Below are 19953 nucleotides of genomic sequence, written 5' to 3'. Positions count from 1 at the left end.
CGCAAGGACCGATCCGCCATGGCAACAGCACCAGCACCGGCAACAGCATCAGCACCGGCACCGGCCGCCGACGAGAAGCTGCTCGGCTACCTCAAGCGCCTCACCGTCGACCTGCACCGGACCCGCGAGCGCCTGCGCGAAGTGGAGGAGGGCGGCCGGGAGCCGATCGCCATCGTCGGCATGGCCTGCCGCTACCCGGGCGGCGTCGACTCGCCCGAGGCCCTGTGGCGGCTGCTGGCCTCCGGCGGGGAGACCGTCGGCGCGTTCCCCCGGGACCGCGGCTGGGCGGAGGGCCTGCACGACCCCGCCGACGGCGGGGGTCCGAGCCTGACCGGCTCCGGCGGCTTCCTGCGCGACGCGGCCGACTTCGACGCGGCCTTCTTCGGCATCAGCCCGCGCGAGGCGCTGGCCATGGACCCGCAGCAGCGGCTGCTGCTGGAGACCGCCTGGCGGGCCTTCGAGGACGCCGGGATCGACCCGGAGTCGGTGCGCGACAGCGAGACCGGGGTGTTCACCGGGCTGTCCTGCCTGGACTACGGGCAGGGGCGCGGCGAGGTGCCCGAGGAGGCGGAGGGCTTCCTGACCACCGGCTCGGTGGGCGGCGCCGCCGCCGGCCGGATCTCGTACACGCTGGGCCTGCGCGGCCCCTCGCTGACCGTGGAGACGGCCTGTTCGTCCTCGCTGGTGGCGCTGCACCTGGCCGTGCAGTCGCTGCGTCGCGGCGAGTGCACGATGGCGCTGGCGGGCGGTGCGACGGTGATGTCCACCCCGCAGCTGTTCACCGAGTTCACCCGGATGCAGGGGCTGTCGCCGGACGGCCGATGTCGCCCGTTCTCGGCGCAGGCCGCGGGCAGCGGGCTCGCCGAGGGCGTGGGCGTGCTGCTGGTGGAGCGGCTGTCGGACGCCCGGCGGCTGGGCCACCCGGTGCTGGCCGTGGTGCGCGGCAGCGCGGTGAACCAGGACGGTGCCAGCAACGGCTTCACCGCGCCCAGCGGCTCGGCCCAACAGCGGGTCGTCCGGCAGGCGTTGGCCGACGCGCGGCTCTCGCCCGGTGACGTCCAGGTGGTGGAGGCGAGCAGCACCGGCACCCCGCTCGGCGACCCGATCGAGGCCCGCGCCCTGCTGGCCGCCTACGGGCGCGACCGGGACCCAGGGCAGCCGCTGCGGCTCGGCTCGCTCAAGCCCAACATCGGGCACACCCAGGCGGCGGCGGGCGTCGCCGGGGTGATCAAGACCGTGCTGTCGCTGCGGTACGGGCGGCTCCCCGCCACCCTGCACGTTTCCGAGCCGACCCCGCACGTGGACTGGTCGGCGGGCGCGGTCGAGCTGGTCGCCGAGGCGTGCGACTGGCCGCCGAGCGCGGGGCCCCGGCGGGCCGGGGTGTCCTCGCAGGGCATCACCGGCACCAACGCCCACGTGATCATCGAGGAGGCCCCGGCCGCCCCCGCGGCGGGCGAGCGGACCGTGCCGGACCGTCCGGAGCTGCTCACCCTGTCGGCGAAGACCCCGGCTGCCCTCGCCGAACTCGCCGCTCGCTACGTCGAGTTGCTCGACGCCGATCCCGCCGGCCGGTCGCTCGCGGCGCTCTGCCGGACCACCGGGCTCGGACGGGCGCACTTCCCCCACCGGCTCACCGCCGTCGCCTCCTCCACCGCCGAGCTGCGCGGCCTGCTCGCCCGGACCGGCCCGGACGGGGCGCTGCCCGCCGGGGTCCGCCGCGGGGCCCGTACCCCGGAGGGCGCCCGCGGGCCGGTGTTCCTGTTCACCGGCGGCCCGGACGGGCAGTTCGCCGACGCGGCGGCCGAGTTGGCCGCGACCGAGCCGGTCTTCCGCGACGCCCTGGAGCGGTGCGCGGAGGAGCCCGGCGCCCGGCCCTCGGCGTTCGCCGTCCAGTACGCGTTGGCCGAGCTGTGGCGGTCCTGGGGCGTGCAGCCCGCCGCCGTCCTCGGGTACGGCGCCGAGGGCGAGGCGGTGGCGGCCTGCGTCGCGGGCACCGGCGCCAAGAGCCCGGCGGAGGCGCTGCGGGCGGCGCGCGCGACCGCCCCCGCCGCCGTCCCCGTCGCCGACGCGGACCGGCGGTTCGCCGAGGGCCTCGCCGCGCTGCTGCGCGAGGGGCACCGCGGCTTCGTGCTGCTCGGCCCCGCCTCGCCGCTGCTCGACCGGGCCCGGGCGGAGGCCGGGGACGCCGGGTTCCTGCCGTCGCTGCGCGCGGGGGAGGACGCCCGGCGCACCCTGCTGGACGGCCTCGGCGCGCTGTACGTCCGGGGTGCCCGGATCGACTGGGCGCGGGTGCACGGCGAGCCCGTCGGCCCGCCCGTGCCGCTGCCCGGCTACCCGTTCCAGCGCGAGCGCTACTGGCTCTGGAACGGCAGCCCCCGGCCGGAGGGGACGCCGGCGCACGGCGGTGGCGGGCCGCTGGTCGCGCAGGTGCGGCTGGTCGGCGCCGACGGCACGCCGGTGGCCCTGGCCGAGGGCGTACGGCTGGAGCCGGTGCCCGGTGCCGATCGCCCGGAGCAGTCCGTACCGAGCGAGGCCGTACCGGGGCAAGCCGTACCGGGGCAGCCCGCGCCCGGGGACCAGGACGTCGACGTCGCCGAGCTGGTGGTCGGCATCGTCGGCCGGGCGCGCGGCGCGGCCGTCACCGGCGAGGACCTGCACCGGCCGCTGCGCAGCCTCGGCGCCGACTCGCTGATCGCCATGGACATCCGGCAGACCCTCGCCCGGCGGCTCGGCGTCGACCTCCCACTGCCCGAACTGCTGGACGGCCGGAGCGTGGCCGAGCTCGCGCAGCGCGTCCGGGCCTCCTACGGCGGCGCAGCCGCCACCCCGGCGGAGCGGCCCGGCGCGGCACTGGTCGCCGACCCGGCGGCCCGGTACGAGCCGTTCCCGCTCACCGACCTCCAGCAGGCCTACCTGGTCGGCCGGACCGACGCCTTCGAGCTGGGCAACGTCGCCACCTCCTTCCTGGTCGAGCTCGACCTCACCGACACCGACCTCGACCGGCTCGCCGCCGCCCTGCGGCAGCTGATCGACCGCCACGACATGCTCCGCGCGGTGGTCTCCCGGGACGGCTACCAGCGGGTGCTCGCCGAGGTTCCCGCGTACCGGATCGCCACCGTCGACCTGCGGGCCCTCGACGCGGCCGAGCGGGCGGAGCGCCTCGCCGAGACCCACCGGGAGCTGCGCGACCGGGTCTTCGACACCGAGGCCTGGCCGCTGTTCGACGTCCGGGCGAGCCTGCTGGACGACCGCACCACCCGGCTGCACCTCACCTTCGACGCGCTGATCGTCGACGGCCGCAGCTCCGGCGTGCTGTTCCGGGAGTGGGCGCAGGCCTACCGCGACGGCGCCCCCGCGACGCCCGCCCCCGGCGTCAGCTACCGCGACTACGTGCTCGCCGCCGCCCGGACGGACGCCGAGCGGCGCGCGGACTCGCTCGCCTACTGGCAGGCCCGCCTCGCCACCCTGCCATCCGCGCCCCGGCTGCCGCTGCGCCCGGGGGCGCTACCGCGCCGACCGGTGTTCACCCACCGCACGGCCCGGATCGAGCCGGCCGAGTGGCAGCGTTTCCAGACGAACGCCGACGCGGCGGGCGTCTCGCCCTCGGCGGCCCTGTGCGCCGCGTACGCGCAGGTGGTGGGCGCCTGGAGCGAGTCGCCGCGCTTCACGCTCAACCTGCTGGCGTTCCACCGGCGGCCGCTGCACGAGGACGTCGCCCGGGTCCTCGGCAACCTCAGCGCGACCACCCTGCTGGAGGTCGACGCCGCCCCCGCCGAGTCCTTCGCCACCGGCGCCCTGCGGCTCCAGCACCAGCTGCTGACCGACCTCGACCACGGCTACGTCAGCGGCGTCGAGGTGCTGCGGGAGCTCAACCGCACCCGGGGCGGGACGGGACTGGCGAGCATGCCCGTGGTGTTCACCAGCACCATCGGCTTCTCGGCGCAGGACGCCTCCGGCGAGGGCGGCGGTGCCCTGACGGCGCTGACCGGGCTCGGCCGCTCCGGCCGACTGGCCTCCAGCTCCGTCCGCACCCCGCAGGTCTGGCTCGACCACCAGGCCCTGGAGGAGGCCGGCGAACTGGTCCTGAACTGGGACGTGGTCGAGGAGGTGTTCCCCGACGGCGTGGTCGACGCCATGTGGGAGGCCTACCGGGAGCTGGTCCGGGAGCTGTGCGGCGAGGGGGCGTGGCGCCGACCGGCCGCCGTGCCCGTGCCCGCCGCCGACCTGGCCCTGCGACGGGCCGTCAACGCCACCGACGCCCCCGTCCCGGCCGAACTGCTGCACGACGGGTTCCTGCGCCAGGCCGCGGCCCGGCCGACCGCCCCCGCCGTCATCACCGCCGACCGGACGCTGAGCTACGGCGAGCTGGACCGCCGCTCCGACCGGATCGCCCGCCGGCTGATCGCGCACGGCGCGGGCCCGGGCGTGCCGGTGGGCATCGTGACGGACAAGGGCTGGGAACAGGTGGTCGCCGCGCTGGGCGTCCTCAAGGCCGGGGCCGCCTACGTGCCGGTGGACGCCGCGATGCCGGCCCGCCGGCTCCGGATGATCGTCGAGACCGCCGGCATCGGGCTGGTGCTGACCCGCTCGGCGCTCGCGGACACCCTCGAACTGCCGGACGGCACACGCTCGTTGAACGTCGACATCGAGTCGGCGGACGGCGTCGGCGACGGGACCGGCGACGGCCTCCCGCTGCCGCCCTCCCCGGCCCGGCCCGAGGACCTCGCGTACGTCATCTTCACCTCGGGCTCCACCGGCGTCCCCAAGGGCGTGATGATCGAGCACACCGGCGCCGTCAACACGATCCGGGACGTCAACGACCGCTACGGCGTGACCGCCGAGGACCGCGTCCTCGCGCTGTCCGCGCTCAACTTCGACCTCTCCGTCTACGACGTCTTCGGCCTGCTCGCCGCCGGTGGCGCCGTCGTGCTGCCCGACGAGGCCGCGCGGCGCGAACCCGCCGCCTGGCTGGAGCTGGCCGAACGGCACCGGGTGACGGTCTGGAACAGCGTCCCCGCGCTGATGGAGATGTTCACCGAACACCTGCGGGCCGTCGGCGGCACACCCCCGCTGCGCCTGGCGCTGCTGAGCGGAGACTGGATCCCGGTCACCCTCCCCGAGGCCGTCGCCGAGCTGCTGCCCGGCACGCGGGTCCACGCCCTGGGCGGCGCGACCGAGGCGTCCATCTGGTCGATCCAGCACCCGGTCGAGCGGACGGACCGGGAGCGGGCGAGCATCCCGTACGGCCGGCCGATGCGCAACCAGCGCTTCCACGTGCTGGACGAGGCGCTGCGGCCGCGCCCGGCCCTCGTCCCCGGCGACCTGTACATCGCCGGCACCGGCCTGGCCCGCGGCTACCTCGGCGACGAGGCCAGGACCCGCGCCGCCTTCCTCCACCACCCGGTCACCGGCGAGCGGCTCTACCGCACCGGCGACCTCGGCCGCTACCTGCCGGACGGCGAGATCGAGTTCCTGGGCCGCGCGGACTTCCAGGTGAAGATCCAGGGGCACCGGATCGAGCTCGGCGAGGTCGAGGCCGCGCTGCTGCGCCTCCCGGGCGTCCGGGCGGCGGCCGCGGTGGCCGAGGGCGAGCGGGGCGGGCCCCGACGGCTGGTCGGGTACGTGGTGGCCGACACCGCGCCGGCCGAGGACTCCGAAGGCTTCGAGGAGGAACTGCGCACGGCACTCGGCCGGGAACTGCCCGGCTACATGGTGCCCGCCCGGATCGTCCGGCTCGACGAACTGCCGCTGACCGACAACGGCAAGGTGGACCGCCGCCGGCTGCCCGCGCCGCCGGAGTCCGCCCCGCGCTCCGCCGGGACCGTCCCGCCGCGCGACGCCATTGAACGTCAACTCGCCGGGATCTGGGCCGAGTTCTTCCCGAGCACGGCCACCCGGGAGCTCGGCGTCACCGAGGACTTCTTCGACCTCGGCGGCGACTCGATGCTCGCGGTGCGGATGATGGCCCGGATCCACCGGGCGACCGGGCGCTCGCTCCCCGTCGCCACCCTGCTCGCCCGCCCGACCGTCGCGGCGCTCGCCGAGGTGCTGCGCGAGCGGCCCGGCCCGGCCGCCGACGAGGCCCGGGCCGCGCTGGTCCCCGTCCGGGCCGCGGGCAGCCGGCCGCCGCTGTTCCTGATCCACCCGGTCGGGGGCGACGTGCTCTGCTACGCCGGGCTCGCCGCCCTGCTGGACACCGAGCAGCCGGTGCACGCCCTCCAGTACCCCGACCCCGATCCCGCGCCGCGCAGCGTGGCCGAGCTGGCCGCCCACTACGTGGACGCGATCACCGAGCGCTTCCCGAACGGCCCGTACCGGCTCGGCGGCTGGTCCATGGGCGGGGTGCTCGCCCTGGAGGCCGCCGCGCTGCTCACCGCCCGGGGCGCCACCGTCGAACTGGTCGCGGCCGTCGACCTGCTGGAGCCGCCCGGCCCGGCCGGGCCGCAGTCCGACGCGGCCCTGCTGGCCCGCTTCGCCCGCGACCTCGCCGGGCTGGCCGGACGCGACTGGCACCCCGGCCCGGAGGACTTCGAGCCCACCGGCGACCGCACCCCGACCGAGGAACTGCTCACCCGGGCCCGGCAGGCCGCCGTCCTCCCGGACGACGTCGACCCCGCCACCCTGGACCGGCTCGCGGGCCGCTTCCTGCACCTCAGCCGCGCCCTGGCCGAGCACCGGCCCACCCCGTACCGGGGCCGGGTCAGGCTGCTGCGCGCCATGGACGGGGCCACCACCGGCACCACCCGACAGTGGCTGGACCTGCTCGGCGACCGCGCCGAGGCCGTCGACCTGCCCGGCGACCACTACAGCGTCATGCGCCCGCCCCACCTCCAGACCCTGGCGGCCGAGCTCGACAAGGCGCTGAACGACCTGTGACCGACACCCACCGGATGAACCGGACGGAACCCATGAACCGGATGAAGCCGATGGACCGGACGAAGCCGACGGACCGGCCGGACCGGCCGAGCTTGGAGGACGAGCGGATGACCGTCGTCGAACTGCCGCCCCGGGCCCCCGAGTCGGGGCTCACCGCCGACGACGTACTGGAGCGGGTCCGGGCCTACGCCGCGACCCTGCCCGCCCGCGCGCCGGAGGTCGAGCGGCTGGGCCGGATCCCGGCCGACCTGCTCGACGGCCTCCGGGCCACCGGGCTGCTGCGCGCCGCCCTCCCGCCCGCCCTGGGCGGGGTCGAGCTGACCGCGCCGCAACTCACCCGGGCCGTCGACCTGTTGGCCGAGGGCGACGCCTCGGTCGGCTGGTGCGCCGCCGTCGCGCTGAACGCCTCGCTCGCGGTGGTCTCGCTGCCCGCCGAGGTGTTCGCCGAGCTGTTCCCGGACCCGGACCTGATCACCGCCACCGTGCTGCCGCCGCTCGGCCGGTCCGCCGCCCACGACGGCGGGTACCTGCTCTCCGGCCGGTGGCCGTCCGCCAGCGGGATCACCCACGCCGACCGGGTGCTGGCCGGCTTCCTGACGCCCGACGGCACCCCGCGGGTCGCCGTCCTGGACGCCGCCGACGTCCGGGTGCTCGACACCTGGCACACCACCGGGCTGCGCGGCACCGGCTCCCACGACTTCGAGGTCACCGACCTGTTCGTCCCGGACCGGCACACCTTCACGCCCCCGGCGGCCGGCGCCCCGCAACCGCTCCACCTGCGCGCCGACAACCTCGCCCTCAAGATGGCCGGCGTCCCGCTGGGCATCGCCCGCTCCGCGCTGAGCTGCGCCCGGGAGCTGCTCACCGCCCGCGGCCCCGCGCTGCCCAGACCCTCCGCCCCGGCCGAACTCGCCCACGCCGAGGCCCTGATCGGCGCCGCCGACGCCTACGTCTACACCACCCTGGACCGGGCCTGGGCCGCCCAGGCCGCGGGCCGCGCCCCCGAACGCGGCACCGCCGCCCTCGCCCGCCAGTACGCCCACCGCGCCTGCCGGGAGGCCGTCCAGCACCTCTACGACCTGGTCGGCGCGGCGGCCGTCTACACCGAGCGCACCCCGCTCGACCGCTGCCTGCGCGACGTCGTCACGGCCGGCCGGCACGTCGCCTCCGCCGAACGCATCCTCGACGCCGTCGGCGAGCTGCGCCTCGGCGGCGACCCCTCCTCGCCCCACCTCTGACGGTGCGGTCGGACGGCGCCGACCACATCCGGACAACTGCGCACCGGGTCCGGGGCGCGATCCGGCCCGGAGCGCGGGTGGAGGATTCGCGGAGTACGTGAGGCATTCATGGCCGCCGTCCCCGGACGGCGGCCATCGTCGTCGCCGAACGACGGCCGCCGAACGAGGCCGCTGGACGAGGGCGCCGACGCAGAAGCGCTCGGCCGGGAAACCCGGCCGAGCGCTTGGACGAACTGATCAACGGCGGTAGGACACCGCCCGCGCACCGCTGCGGCCCCCGGGCGGGGGCTCGGCGGCGGCGCGCGGGCGGGTCAGGCCGCGGGGGTGAGCAGGGAGTCGGTGCGGGTGACGGTGACGCCCATGCGGTGGAAGGCGTCGACGGCGGCGGTGTGACCCTGGGGGGAGAGGGCGGCGACGGCGTCCTCGACGACGGTGGTGGGGTAGCCGAGGTTGACGGCGGTGCGGACGGTCTCGCCGACGCCGTACTCGGTGGCGATGCCCGCGACGACCAGGTCGGTGGCACCGAGGCGGTTGAGCCGGTCGGCCAGGTCGGTGCCGGCGAAGGCGTCGATGCCGTACTTGGTGACGACCTCATTGCCGGGGCGGGCGGCGACCTCGGGGGCGAAGCGGTTGAAGGCGGAGTCGGGTCCGCCGTCGCTGCCGTCCATCCGGGCGTAGCGGACCAGGACGACGGGCCGGCCGGCGGCCTCGAAGGCGGCCTTGAGCCGGGCGGCGGAGCGGACCACCTCCGGGCCGCTGAGCGGGGCGACCGGGCGGCTGACGATCCACTGCTGGAGGTCGACCAGCACCAGGACGGTGCCGGGGGTGAGGGCGGGGGTGTCGGGCATCGGGGTTCCTCGGTGGTCAGTTCAGTCGGTGACGGGTGGCGGCCGGTCGCTCACTCGGCGGCGACGAGCAGGGCGGTCCAGGTGAAGCCGGCACCGGCGCTCAGCAGGATGGCGATCCGGCCGGGTTCGAGCAAGCCGCGGGCGTGCAGGTGGGCCAGGCCGGCGGCGGCGTCGCCCGCGCCCAGGTGGCCGGTGCGGGTGCCCAGGTCGAGCACCTCGACGCCGGTCAGCCCGAGGCGGTCGACGGCCGGGAGGTAGGCGGTCTCCAGGACGGTGCGGCCGAGCCGGGGGAGCAGCAGGTGGCTGAGCCGGGGGTCGTCCGGGGCGAGGCCGGCGTCGGCGAGGGCGCCGCGGACGGCCCGGGCCACGCCCTCGCCCGCGGTGGCGGCGAAGTGCGGGCCGAGGCCGTCGCCGAGGAAGGCCTTCTTGGTGCGCCGGATGTCGAGGGTCTCGCCGTTGGCGCGGGGTGCGGCGGAGAAGGCGTCGTGGCCGCGGTGCATGGACTCCAGGTCGGGGGCGGCGGCGGTGTGCGCGGCGAGCAGCCGGTACGGGCCGCGCTCGCGGTCCAGCACGAGCGCGGTCGCGCCGTCCCCGTACGCGACCCCGTAGTCGCCCTGCCAGCGGTCGAAGCCGGGGGCGGCGAAGCGGTCGCCGGTGGTGACCAGGGCCCGCTCCAGGGCCGGGTCGGCGGCCAGCCGGACGGCCGCCAGCTCGACGGCGGTGGCCCCGCCGTTGCACATCTGCTGGACGCCGAGCGGCACCGCCCGTACGGCGCCCGCGTGTTGGGCGACGTAGTGGGCGGGGGACCAGAAGTCGTGCCCCTGGTGGTAGATCCAGGCGTGGACGACCAGGCCGATGGACTCGGGCGGGCAGCCGGCCTCGCCGATCGCCTTGGCGGCGGCGAGGACGGCCATCTCGGGGCCCGACGGGCCGTCGCTGACGGGCAGTTCGAGGTAGCCGTCCTTGGCGGCGTTCTCGGCGGTGACCCGGCCTCCGGCGACGGCCGCCGCCGCGGTGTCCGTGGTCGGGGGGAGCCAGTCGACCACGGCGGCGATCCGGGGCGGTGGGTCGAAGCGCATCGGGGCGGTCCTTAGGGGAGGGTCGGCGGGCGGGGTCAGCGGGCGGGGTGGTGCAGGGCCTCGTCCAGCAGGGCGGTGATCCGGTGCGCCTCGTGCAGCGGGAGCCGGGTGTGGACGTGCTGGTCGGGGCGGACCAGCACCACGGAGCCGCGACCGGCGCCGCGGCCGGCCGGACGACCGGAGCCGCGCCCGGCGCCGTTCGGCCGGGTGCCCGGGCCCGGCTCGGCCGGTGCGCCGTCGTGCAGGGTGCCGGTGGCGTCCAGCACCCGGACGTCCAGCAGCCCGGGGTGGCGCTTCTCGGCCTCCGCCAGGGCGCGGGCGACCCGCGGCGGCAGGGCGGTGCCGGGCAGTTCGACCAGCAGGGTGTGCTGGAGGTCGGAGACGGCCTCGCGCAGCGACAGCCGGCGGCCGAGCCGGCGGTCCCAGACCTGCCGGTCGGGGGTGAGCGCCCCGGGCACGAAGCGGTGGCCCCAGAGCTTCCAGCTGCGCAGCCTGGTCTCCCGGCCCTCGCCGTAGACGGTGCGCAGGCCGGCCAGCCAGGGGATGTAGTCGAGGTCGAACAGGCCGAACCGGGAGGCGGCCGAGGCGGCCCGGTCGCGGGCGGTGACCTGGGCGGGCTTGCGCAGCAGCCAGGCGCGGGTCTGCAGGTCGGCCTGGCGGACGACGGCGCGGGCGACCTGGGTGCGCTCGGTGTGGTAGCTGTCGAGCAGCGGGGCGCCGGCCTCGCCGCGCCAGACCAGGGCGAGCTTCCAGGCGAGGTTCTGGGCGTCGGTGACACCGGTGTTGAGGCCCTGGCCGCCGGCCGGGCTGTGGATGTGCGCGGCGTCGCCGACCAGGAACACCCGGCCCTCGCGGTAGCGCTCGGCGTGCCGGGCGTGCACCGCGAAGGTGCTGGTCCAGGCGGAGTCGCGGAGGGTGAGGCCGCCCGGGCCGCGCTCGTCCACGACCTGCTGCATCAGTTCCAGGGTGGCGTCCTCGGGGGCGAGGCCGGGCGGGAGCGAGGTGAAGACCCGGGAGCGGCCGCCGGGCAGGCCGATGATCACCAGCACGCCGCGCGAGGAGCAGAAGTAGTGGGCGGCGTCGTGCTTGAGCGGGCCGTCCACGTAGGCGTCGACCAGCATGAAGGTGTTGGGGTAGGTGAGGCCCTCGAAGCTGAGGCCGAGCAGCTCCCGGACGGTGCTGCCGGCCCCGTCGCAGCCGAGGACGTACGCGTACTCGGCGCTCCGCTCGGTGCCGTCGGCGCCGCGCAGCACGGCGACCACGTGGTCGGGGTGCTGCTCCAGCGCGGTGAGCGAGGTGCCGCGTTCGACCTCGCCGCCGAGCCGGGTGACGGCGGCGCCGAGCAGGTCCTCGATCTCGGGCTGCGGGAGGATCACCGGCTGGGCGCGACCGGTCAGGTCGAGCGTGGCGATCGGGCGGCCCTCGGAGTAGTAGTGGAAGGCGTCGACCGGCAGGCTGCGGGCGGCGGTGCCGGCCGGGTCGGCGAGCCGGCGCAGCACCTCCAGGGTGCGCGGCCAGACCAGCAGGGCCTTGGTGAGCGGGGAGGGCGCCGGGGCGCGGTCGACCAGGTGGATGTCGACGCCGCGGCGCAGCAGTTCGGCCGCGGAGGTGAGTCCGACCGGGCCGGCGCCGACGATCAGTACGGGCCGTCTGCCGGTGGGACGGGGGGCGGTGGGGTCGGCGCTGCTGGTCACGTCTCTTCTCTCGTACGGGTGTCGGGCGGGTGCCGGCCGGTTGCGGTGCGGGTTCCCGTCGTCGTCAGGGGTGGGCGGTGTGCCCCGGTGGGGCGCCTGGGCTACGCGGCGGCGTGCCAGCGCAGCAGGCTGCTGCCGATCGACATGCCGCCGCCGAAGCCGGAGAGCAGCACCAGTTCGCCGTCGCGCAGGGCGCCGGCGCGGTTCGCGGCGTCGAGGGTGATCGGGACGGAGGCGGCGCCGGTGTTGCCGTACTCGGCGACGGTGAGGTGGGTGCGGGCGCGGTCCAGGCCGAGCGAGGGCAGGATCTCGGCCAGCATCTGGCCGTTGGCCTGGTGCGGCACGAAGTGGTCGACCTCGGCGCCGGTGCGGTCGGCCCGGCGGAGCAGTTCCTTGACCGTGAACGGCAGCCGCTCGGTGACGAACTCGCGGACCTCGCGGCCGTTCATGGCGAACCAGTGGGCGCCCTCGGCGAGGCTCTCGGGCGAGGCGGGTCTGCGGCTGCCGCCGGCCGGGACCCGGATGGTGCGGTGGTGCTGCCCGAAGGTCTCCAGCAGGGAGCTCTCGATGCCGTAGCCGGCCGGGACGGGGCCGAGCACGACGGCACCGGCGCCGTCGCCGAACAGGACGGCGGTGCGGCGGTCGGTGGGGTCGATGATCCGGGAGTAGACGTCGGCGCCGATCACCAGGGCGTGGCCGCCGTCGGCGATCAGGCGGTGGGCGGTGTGCAGGGCGAAGGCGAAGCCGCTGCAGACCGAGTTCAGGTCGAAGGCCGCGGCCTGCTCGGCGCCGATCAGGTCCTGCACGATGGCGGCCGTGGCGGGCTGCGGGTGGTCGGGCGTGGAGGTGGCCACCACGATGTGGTCGAGCTGGCCGGGGCGGATCCCGGCGTCGGCGAGGGCGGCCCGGGCGGCGTGCGCGGCGAGGTCGGAGGTGGCCTCGCCCTCGGCGGCGTAGCGCCGCTCGCTGATGCCGGTCTTGCGGTGGATCCACTCGGCGGTCACGCCGGCCCGGGAGCCGACCAGGGTGTTGTCGACGGCGTTCGCGGGCAGGTGCGACCCGGTGCCGAGGATGCCGATGGACGTCGCGTGCTGCTGCGCTGTCTGCATGATCGATACAGTATCAGAGGCCTGACTTAGGTCAATGCCTTGTCCAGTATCGCAATGTTAATGAGTAGGTGAACCATAGGCTGTATCCGAAGCATGGGTGCCCGGCCCCGGAGATGGGAAAGGCCGCCCCCTCGGCGCCCCGGGTGGTGATCGGGCGTCCAGGGGGCGGCCTTCCGCCCTGCCTCGCAGTGCTGCCGCGGTGCGGCTCAGTCGGTCTTGCGCAGAGCCGCCGCGGAGCGTTCCAACAACTCGCGCAGCTGGGCCTGCTCGGAGTCGTCGAAGGCGTCGGTGAGTCGCTTCTCGACCCCGCGGGCCAAGGTGTCGGCCTTCTTCGCCAAGGTGCGGCCGGAGCGGGTGAGCTTGGCCACCAGCACCTTCTGGTGCACGCTCGACGTCTCACGGGTGATGAGGCCCTTGTGTTCCAGGTTGGTCAGGATCGTGGTCATGGTCTGCGGCGTGACCATGCACTCCCGGGCCAGCTGCGCCCCGGACATCCCGGAGGACTGTTGGAGCACGAGCAGGGTCACGTACTGCGGAACCGTCAGGTCGACGGTGCGCAGCGCGCGCGTCTTCTCGCCGATCAGCGCCTGCTCGGCCCGCTTGATGGCATGGCCCAGGCGGTCGTGGAAATCGAGCGGAGCTGAGTTCGGCTGGTTGGAGCTGTTATCGGTCACAGTGATCGCATCCCTGGCTGCCCCCCACGGCGGATTATTCGGACTTTAAGGTACATCAGTGGGCTGATCAGTCGCTACGTACGAACTGATCCGCGCCGACGGGTCGGCCTCCGGTGCGGACACCGCTGCCACGGCGCGCCGCAACAGTGAGCGGAAAGCCACCACCTCCTCCGCCAGGAACGAGCTGACCAGTTGCTGTTCGGCCGTGTGCTCGGCCGCCTCGCCCCGGACGGTCAGGGCCCGCCCCTCCTCGGTCAGCCGCGCGGTGAAGACGTGCGAGTGGACCGAGGAGACCTGCCGGCGGACCAGCCCGCGCCCCTCCAGCGAGGCGAGCCGGGTGGCCATGGTCTGCGGCGTGACCAGGCAGTGCCGGGCCAGCTGCGCCCCGGACGCGTCCGGGTGCTCGGCCAGCACCCGGAGGGTGAGGTACTGCGGCACGGTCAGGCCGACCGTCCGCAGCGCCCGGCCGCGTGCGGCCATCATGGTCTGCTCACACTGTTTGAGGAGGTGTCCCAGCCTTCGGGAGGGGACGTCCTGGTCGGGGGGAGCCACGGGGCCTCCTCTGTGGTCGGAACCTGAAGTGCTACTCAGAACCTTAATACTTCGTAGAGCCCTGAGTTACAACTCGGAGAACGAACTCGTTTGTGGCGCACGTCAGTAGCGGGTTCCGACGGGAGCCGGGAGGGAGTCCAGCACGGAGAGATCGTCGGCGCTCAGCAGGACCTCGGCGGCCGCGGCGTTCTGCTCGATGTGGAGCCGGCGGGTGCTGCCCGGGATCGGCACGACGTGCTCGCCCTGGGCCAGCGTCCAGGCCAGCGCGACCTGGGCGGGGGTGGCGCCGTGCCGGGCGGCGACCTCCTGGATGCCGTCCGAGATCCGCTGGTTCTGCGCCCGCGCCTCCTCCTGGAAGCGCGGCAGCCGGGCCCGGAAGTCGTCCTGGTCCGGCGCGTTCTCGCCGTCGAAGCGGCCGGCCAGGAAGCCCCGGCCGAGCGGGGAGAACGGGACGAAGGCGGCCCCGTTGGCCTTGCACCAGGGCAGCACCTCGGCCAGCGGGTCCCGGCTCCACACCGACAGTTCGGACTGCACGGCGCCGACCGGGGCGATCGCGTGCGCCGCGTCCAACTGGGTGGCGGACACCTCGCACAGGCCCAACTGCACGATCTTGCCCGCCTGCTGGAGCTCGGCCAGGGCGCCCCAGCTCTCCACCAGCGGGACCCTCGGGTCGACCCGGTGCAGGTAGTAGACGTCGATCCGGTCGGTGCCCAGCCGGCGCAGCGAGCCCTCGACCGCGGCGCGCAGGTGCTCCGGCCGGCCGTCGGCGGACACCTGCACCGAGCCGAGGTGGGACTCCGGGCCGGCCTTGAGGCCGCCCTTGGTGGCGAGCACCACCTGCTCGCGCAGCCCGCCGCGGAGCGCCTCGCCGAGCAACTCCTCGTTGGTGAAGGGGCCGTAGAGGTCCGCGGTGTCGAGCAGGGTGATGCCGAGGTCGACGGCGTGCCGGATGGCGCCGATCGACTCCTCGGTGCTCTGCAGCTGGGAGGTGTACACCCAGTTCATCCCCATGCAGCCGAGGCCGATCGGGCCGACGGCCGGTCCCTCGGCGCCCAGGGTGCGCTGCTGTGCCATGAAGTCTCTCCTTGTGGTTGGTGCGGATTCGCGGGGGGCGTGGGGGCGGGGGTGGTGAAAACGGTTGGGGCAAACGGTGGGTGACCGGGCGTCAGTACCGCGAGCCGACTGGGGCCGGCGCGGAGTCCAGCTCGGTCAGGTCGGCGTCGGACAGCCGCAGGTCGGCCGCGCCGGCGTTCTCGGCGAGGTGGCCGAGCCGCTTGGTGCCGGGGATCGGGACGACCTGCTCGCCCTGGGCGAGGGTCCAGGCGAGGGCGACCTGCCCCGGGGTGGCGCCGTGCCGCTCGGCGACCCGTCGCAGGGTCTCGACGATGGCGAGGTTGGCGGCGAAGGCCTCCCGGGCGAAGCGCGGGTTGGCGGTGCGGTAGTCGTCCGGCGCGAAGGCGTCCGGGCTGGTGTAGCCGCCGGTGAGGAAGCCGCGGCCGAGCGGGGAGTACGGGACGAAGGCGGCGCCGTTGGCCTCGCACCAGGGCAGCACGTCGGCGAGCACCTCCCGGCTCCACAGCGACAGTTCGGTCTGCACGGCGGCGACCGGGTGGACGGCCTGCGCGGCCGCCAGCTCCTCGACGCCGACCTCGGAGAGGCCGATGCCGCGGACCAGGCCGGCCTCGACCAGCTCGGCCATCGCGCCCCAGGACTCGGCCAGCGGGACGTCCGGGTCCACCCGGTGCAGGTAGTACAGGTCGACGTGGTCGGTGCCGAGGCGCTTGAGCGAGGCGCGGATCGAGGCGTGGATGTGCTCGGGGCGGCCGTTGCGGTACATCGGCCGGTCCGGCTCCTGGACCAGCCCGACCTTGGTGGCCAGCACGGCCTGCTCGCGACGGCCGGCCAGCGCCCGGCCGAGCAGTTCCTCGTTGGTGAAGGGGCCGTAGACGTCCGCGGTGTCGATCAGGGTCATGCCCTGGTCGAGGGCGTGGTGGACGACCTCGACCGAGGCGGCCTCGTCGTAGCCGCCGGTGGTGTAGAAGTCGGTCATCCCCATGCAGCCGAGGCCGATGGCTCCGACGTCGAGGCCGGTGGGGCCGAGGTGGCGGCTGTGCATGATCTCTTCCTTCGCGGTGGTCGGGAGCGGGGGTGCAGGGGGTCCAGCGGGTGCGGGAGGTGCGGGAGGTGCGGAGGCGGAGCGGTCCGGGCGGGGCGGCGGGTTCACCGCGCCCCTCCCGGACCGGTCGCTCGGGTCTGGCGGTCAGTTCCGTCGCGGCGGGCGTCAGCGCCCGGCGCCGACCGGCTCGGGGGCCTGGTCGGCCTCCGGGGCGGTCACCGCGGCCGCGGCGGCCTTGCGGTCACGGAGCATCACGGCGATCAGCGGGGCGCTGAGCGCGGCCACGCCGGCCAGGATCCACAGCACGGTGCGCAGCGCGTCGGTGTAGCCGTCGGCGAGGAAGGTGTGGAAGGCCTGGCGGCCGGCCTCGGCGACGCCGGACTCCGGGTCGGCCAGGTTGCCCTGGGCGACCTTGGCGGCGAGGCCGTCCGGGTTGCCGGTGAAGCCGCTGCCGTAGGAGTCGAGGTTCGTGGAGACGTTGGAGCTGACCAGGCTGACCAGGACGGAGCCCATACCGGCGATGGCGATCGCCTCGCTGGCCAGGCGCATGGTGTTGAACATGCCCGCGGCCATACCGGCCCGCTCCGGCGGGACGGAGCCGATCGCGGCGCCGTCCAGCAGGCCGAAGGAGATGCCGACGCCGGTACCGATGATCAGGAACGGGCCGATCAGGCCGGCCACGCCGATGCCCGGGTGGATGGTGGTGAGCCAGGCGGCGCCGCCGGCGACCAGCAGCAGGCTGACGGCCAGCAGGGTGCGGACCGAGATCTTCTGGGCGAGGCGACCGGCGATGATCGGGAAGACCAGCACGGGGGCGGTGAGCAGCAGCATCACGGCACCGGCCTCGGAGCTGCTGAACCGGTTGGCGCCCATGAAGTAGGAGGGCAGGAAGACCAGCAGGCAGACGAAGCCGAAGGCGAGCGCGACGGGGACGAAGCAGATCGCGACGAAGCGGCCCTGGGTGAACAGGGTCATGTCGAACATCGGGCGCTCCTGGCGCAGTTCGACGACCACGAAGAGCGCGAGCAGCAGCACGAAGCCGGCCAGCAGGCCGAGCACGACGGGGCTGGTCCAGCCCTGCTGGGGGCCCTCGACCATGGCGAGGGTGACCAGCGCGAGGCTGGTGGTGAAGGTGACGGTGCCGCCCCAGTCGACGCCGCGGGCGCCCGGGTCACGGGACTCGGTGATCCGCGGCAGGGCCAGCAGCAGCGCCAGGTCGATCGCCGCGTGCAGCAGGAAGACCGAGCGCCAGCCGAAGGAGGAGACCAACAGGCCGGAGGTGGAGGGGCCGAGGGCGAGTCCGACGCCGAAGGAGGAGCCGAGGACGCCGAAGGCCTTGGCCTGGGCCGGGCCGGAGAAGGTGGTGGCGAGCACCGCGCTGCCGGCGGTGAGCACCGCGGCGGCGGCCGCGCCGGCCAGCAGGCGGGCGCCGTCCAGCAGGTAGATGTTGCTGCTCAGGCCGCTGACCAGGGAGCAGAGGCCGAAGAGCGTGATGCCGATGCCCAGCATTCTCCGGCGGCCGACCAGGTCGGCGATGGCGCCGCAGGCGAGCATGAAGCTGGCGAAGGTCAGGTTGTAGCCGTTGACCACCCACTGGAGCGGTCCGAGGCCCGCGCCCAGATCGGTGGCGATCTTCGGCAGGGCCACCGAGGCGCCGGTGAGCGAGGCGGGGAGCAGCCCGCCGGCGATGCACACCGCTGCGAGCGTGGTGCGTGGGTAGCTCTTCATGGGTCGAGGACTCCGATGATGTCGATGGTGTCGATGAGTTCGATTAGCAGCAAGAACCCTGTTCGGTATCAGGGTTCTTACTCATGGCAGAGGACGCTATAGGTTCGCCGCGGCGGGCGTCAAGACGGTCGGTCGTTCGGGATCGGGATTCTTGGTGAAGTCTTGATATGAGACAGGGTCGTAAGCTGTCTACGAATGCTGATACTGTCCTGGCAGCTGGCCTCCCGTCAGGAAGGCGGGAGAGGGCTGTAATTCAAGCCTTCTGCCTGTTCAGAGACGCGCGCCACGCGCACTTCATGTGATGGGGGCATTGACATGACGCATCGAACCGATGTTCTGTACCTGGTCGGCGACCGCTTCGGCGCACTGGCCGCGAACGACGGAGTGGCCACCGCGGGTGGGTTCGTCAAGGAGCTGCGGGCGGGGCGCTACAGTGACCCCGAGCTCCGTCTGACGCTGATCAACGGCCAGGGCATGAGCTCCTACGAGTGGGACTGGGTGGCTCGTGAGATCGCCCGCTACGGTGCGGCCGAGCGCATCTCGGTGCCCGAGCTGCAGCCGAGCCTGGCCTGCCGGGACGAGGCGCACAAGCACCGTGAGCAGAACGTCCTGATCGCCGGCCTGCGCCAGATCGACGCGCTGCGCTACCAGGCGGACCTGAGACTGGACAACGACAACGAACTGCTCCTGGATCACACCACCGGCCAGCACATCCAGGGCATGATCATCATCGAGGCGGCGCGGCAGATGTTCCTGGCCGTCACCGAGCGGTTCTACGCCTCGGCCTGGCCGGAGCGGCAGTACTACTACGTGATCAAGAGCTTCGACACGGACTTCGAGAACTTCCTGTTCCCGCTGGACGCCACCGTCGACTACGAGATCCTCAGCGCGAGCATCGACAACCCCGAGCGGCTGTCCTTCGGCGTCGAGATCGCCGTCCACCAGGGCGGCGCCCGCGCCTCGCTCTCCCGGGTCGAGTTCACCGCCTTCGAGAGCGACGTGATCTCGCAGAAGGAGGGCAAGCGCGCGGCCCGCACCGTCGAGCAGGTCCGCCTCGCCCGTACCGAGCAGGAGCAGGAGCGGGACGGCGAGCTGGCCTCCGCCGGCTCGCGCTGACCGACCCGACCGGATCCCGACCGGACCCCGGACGCACCCGGAACGCACCCCGGACGCCATGACGAACACCAGGAGCACCCAGTGACCCGCCCGACCGGCCCCGCGGCCTTCTTCGACGTCGACGAGACCTTGATCAATGTCAAGAGCATGTTCGACTTCCTGGCCTTCCGGTACCGGGTCGAGGGCCGCCCGGAGTCCGACTACGCGCGGGACCACGGCGCCCTCCGCCGGCTGGCGGACGGCGGCGTGCCGCGCGAGGAGGTCAACCGGGCGTACTACCGGCTGTTCACCGGCGTACGGGAGGCCGACCTCGCCGAGCAGGGCGAGCAGTGGTTCAAGGAGCGGACCGGGGAGGGGGAGCTCTTCCACGCCCCCGCCCTGGCCGCCTTCCGCCGGCACACCGAGCAGGGCCACCACACCGTCCTGGTCTCCGGGTCCTTCCCCGGCTGCCTGGACCCGATCGCCCGGTACGTCGACGCCGACACCGTCCTGTGCAGCCGCCCACTGGTGGCCGACGGGATCCTCACCGGCGAACTGGAGCAGCCGATGATCGGCGCGGCCAAGGCCGTCGCCGCCCGCGAGCTGCTCGACCGGGGCGGCTTCGACCCGCAGGAGTGCCACGCCTACGGCGACCACTCCTCCGACCTCGACCTGCTCCGACTCGTCGGCCACCCCACGGTGGTGGGCGACGACCCGGTGCTGACCGAGCACGCCGACCGCGGGGGCTGGAGCCGGCTGCCCGGCCTCGGCCACGGCGCGGCACAGCACTGACCGACCGACCGTCCCACCCCCCGGGGGGGGGGGGGGGGGGGGGGGGGGGGGGGGGGGGGGGGGAGGGGGGAGGGGGGGGGGGGGGGGGGGGGGGGGGGGGGGGGGGGAGGGGGGGGGGGGGAGAAGCAAGGAGCCTTGGCCCGGCGCCTTGT

12 protein-coding genes and 1 pseudogene are annotated in these 19953 nt (G+C 74.7%); 4 read left to right on the top strand and 9 right to left on the bottom strand.

Annotation, left to right across the window (positions count from 1 at the left end):
- Nucleotides 1-69 precede the first annotated feature (69 nt).
- A pseudogene (locus ACZ4W5_RS29735) lies at nucleotides 70-6876 on the top strand (amino acid adenylation domain-containing protein); the annotation flags it as partial.
- Nucleotides 6873-8114 (top strand): acyl-CoA dehydrogenase family protein, encoded by a 1242-nt coding sequence (locus tag ACZ4W5_RS29730; protein ID WP_465657987.1) that lies wholly within the window; start codon nucleotides 6873-6875, stop codon nucleotides 8112-8114. The pseudogene ACZ4W5_RS29735 and the gene ACZ4W5_RS29730, both read left to right, overlap by 4 nt.
- 311 nt (nucleotides 8115-8425) lie before the next feature.
- Here the strand turns inward: ACZ4W5_RS29730 and ACZ4W5_RS29725 are convergent, their stop codons facing one another.
- The 9 genes from ACZ4W5_RS29725 to ACZ4W5_RS29685 all read right to left on the bottom strand — a co-directional run bounded on the left by ACZ4W5_RS29725 (nucleotide 8426) and on the right by ACZ4W5_RS29685 (nucleotide 17914).
- Nucleotides 8426-8962 carry a cysteine hydrolase family protein gene (locus ACZ4W5_RS29725; protein ID WP_465657985.1) on the bottom strand — a complete coding sequence of 179 codons (537 nt, stop codon included), beginning with the start codon at nucleotides 8960-8962 and terminating at the stop codon, nucleotides 8426-8428.
- 50 nt (nucleotides 8963-9012) lie between these two features.
- Nucleotides 9013-10041, bottom strand: a complete 1029-nt coding sequence (locus ACZ4W5_RS29720) for a 3-oxoacyl-[acyl-carrier-protein] synthase III C-terminal domain-containing protein (protein ID WP_360237702.1) — start codon at nucleotides 10039-10041, stop codon at nucleotides 9013-9015.
- Between the two features lie 35 nt (nucleotides 10042-10076).
- Complete coding sequence (locus tag ACZ4W5_RS29715) at nucleotides 10077-11735, bottom strand: FAD-dependent monooxygenase (protein WP_465657984.1); 1659 nt, start codon at nucleotides 11733-11735, stop codon at nucleotides 10077-10079.
- Nucleotides 11736-11836: 101 nt separating this feature from the next.
- Nucleotides 11837-12844, bottom strand: coding sequence for a 3-oxoacyl-ACP synthase III family protein (locus tag ACZ4W5_RS29710; RefSeq protein ID WP_402478717.1), 1008 nt, complete (start codon nucleotides 12842-12844; stop codon nucleotides 11837-11839).
- A 206-nt stretch (nucleotides 12845-13050) separates the two neighbouring features.
- Entirely contained in the window at nucleotides 13051-13518 is a 468-nt protein-coding gene (locus tag ACZ4W5_RS29705) for a MarR family winged helix-turn-helix transcriptional regulator (RefSeq protein WP_360237695.1), read from the bottom strand.
- 45 nt (nucleotides 13519-13563) lie between these two features.
- Nucleotides 13564-14070, bottom strand: a complete 507-nt coding sequence (locus ACZ4W5_RS29700) for a MarR family winged helix-turn-helix transcriptional regulator (RefSeq protein ID WP_465657982.1) — start codon at nucleotides 14068-14070, stop codon at nucleotides 13564-13566.
- A gap of 102 nt (nucleotides 14071-14172) precedes the next feature.
- A complete protein-coding gene (locus tag ACZ4W5_RS29695; RefSeq protein ID WP_360237691.1) occupies nucleotides 14173-15144 on the bottom strand; it encodes an aldo/keto reductase in 972 nt (323 codons plus the stop codon).
- Nucleotides 15145-15235: 91 nt separating this feature from the next.
- The gene (locus tag ACZ4W5_RS29690; protein ID WP_360237689.1) at nucleotides 15236-16186 is read right to left on the bottom strand and encodes an aldo/keto reductase; all 951 of its coding nucleotides are present in this window, start codon (nucleotides 16184-16186) and stop codon (nucleotides 15236-15238) included.
- 165 nt (nucleotides 16187-16351) lie between these two features.
- Complete coding sequence (locus ACZ4W5_RS29685; protein ID WP_360237687.1) at nucleotides 16352-17914, bottom strand: MFS transporter; 1563 nt, start codon at nucleotides 17912-17914, stop codon at nucleotides 16352-16354.
- 315 nt (nucleotides 17915-18229) lie between these two features.
- On the opposite strand from ACZ4W5_RS29685, the gene ACZ4W5_RS29680 reads away from it, so the two are divergent.
- Complete coding sequence (locus ACZ4W5_RS29680) at nucleotides 18230-19030, top strand: AfsA-related hotdog domain-containing protein (RefSeq protein WP_360237685.1); 801 nt, start codon at nucleotides 18230-18232, stop codon at nucleotides 19028-19030.
- Nucleotides 19031-19111: 81 nt separating this feature from the next.
- On the top strand, nucleotides 19112-19801 hold the full coding sequence (locus tag ACZ4W5_RS29675; protein ID WP_360237683.1) for an HAD family hydrolase: 690 nt from the start codon (nucleotides 19112-19114) through the stop codon (nucleotides 19799-19801).
- The last annotated feature ends 152 nt before the right edge of the window (nucleotides 19802-19953 follow it).

It is taken from the genome of Kitasatospora sp. NPDC029367 (assembly GCF_055569135.1).
This window is presented reverse-complemented; position numbering and strand designations above follow the sequence as displayed.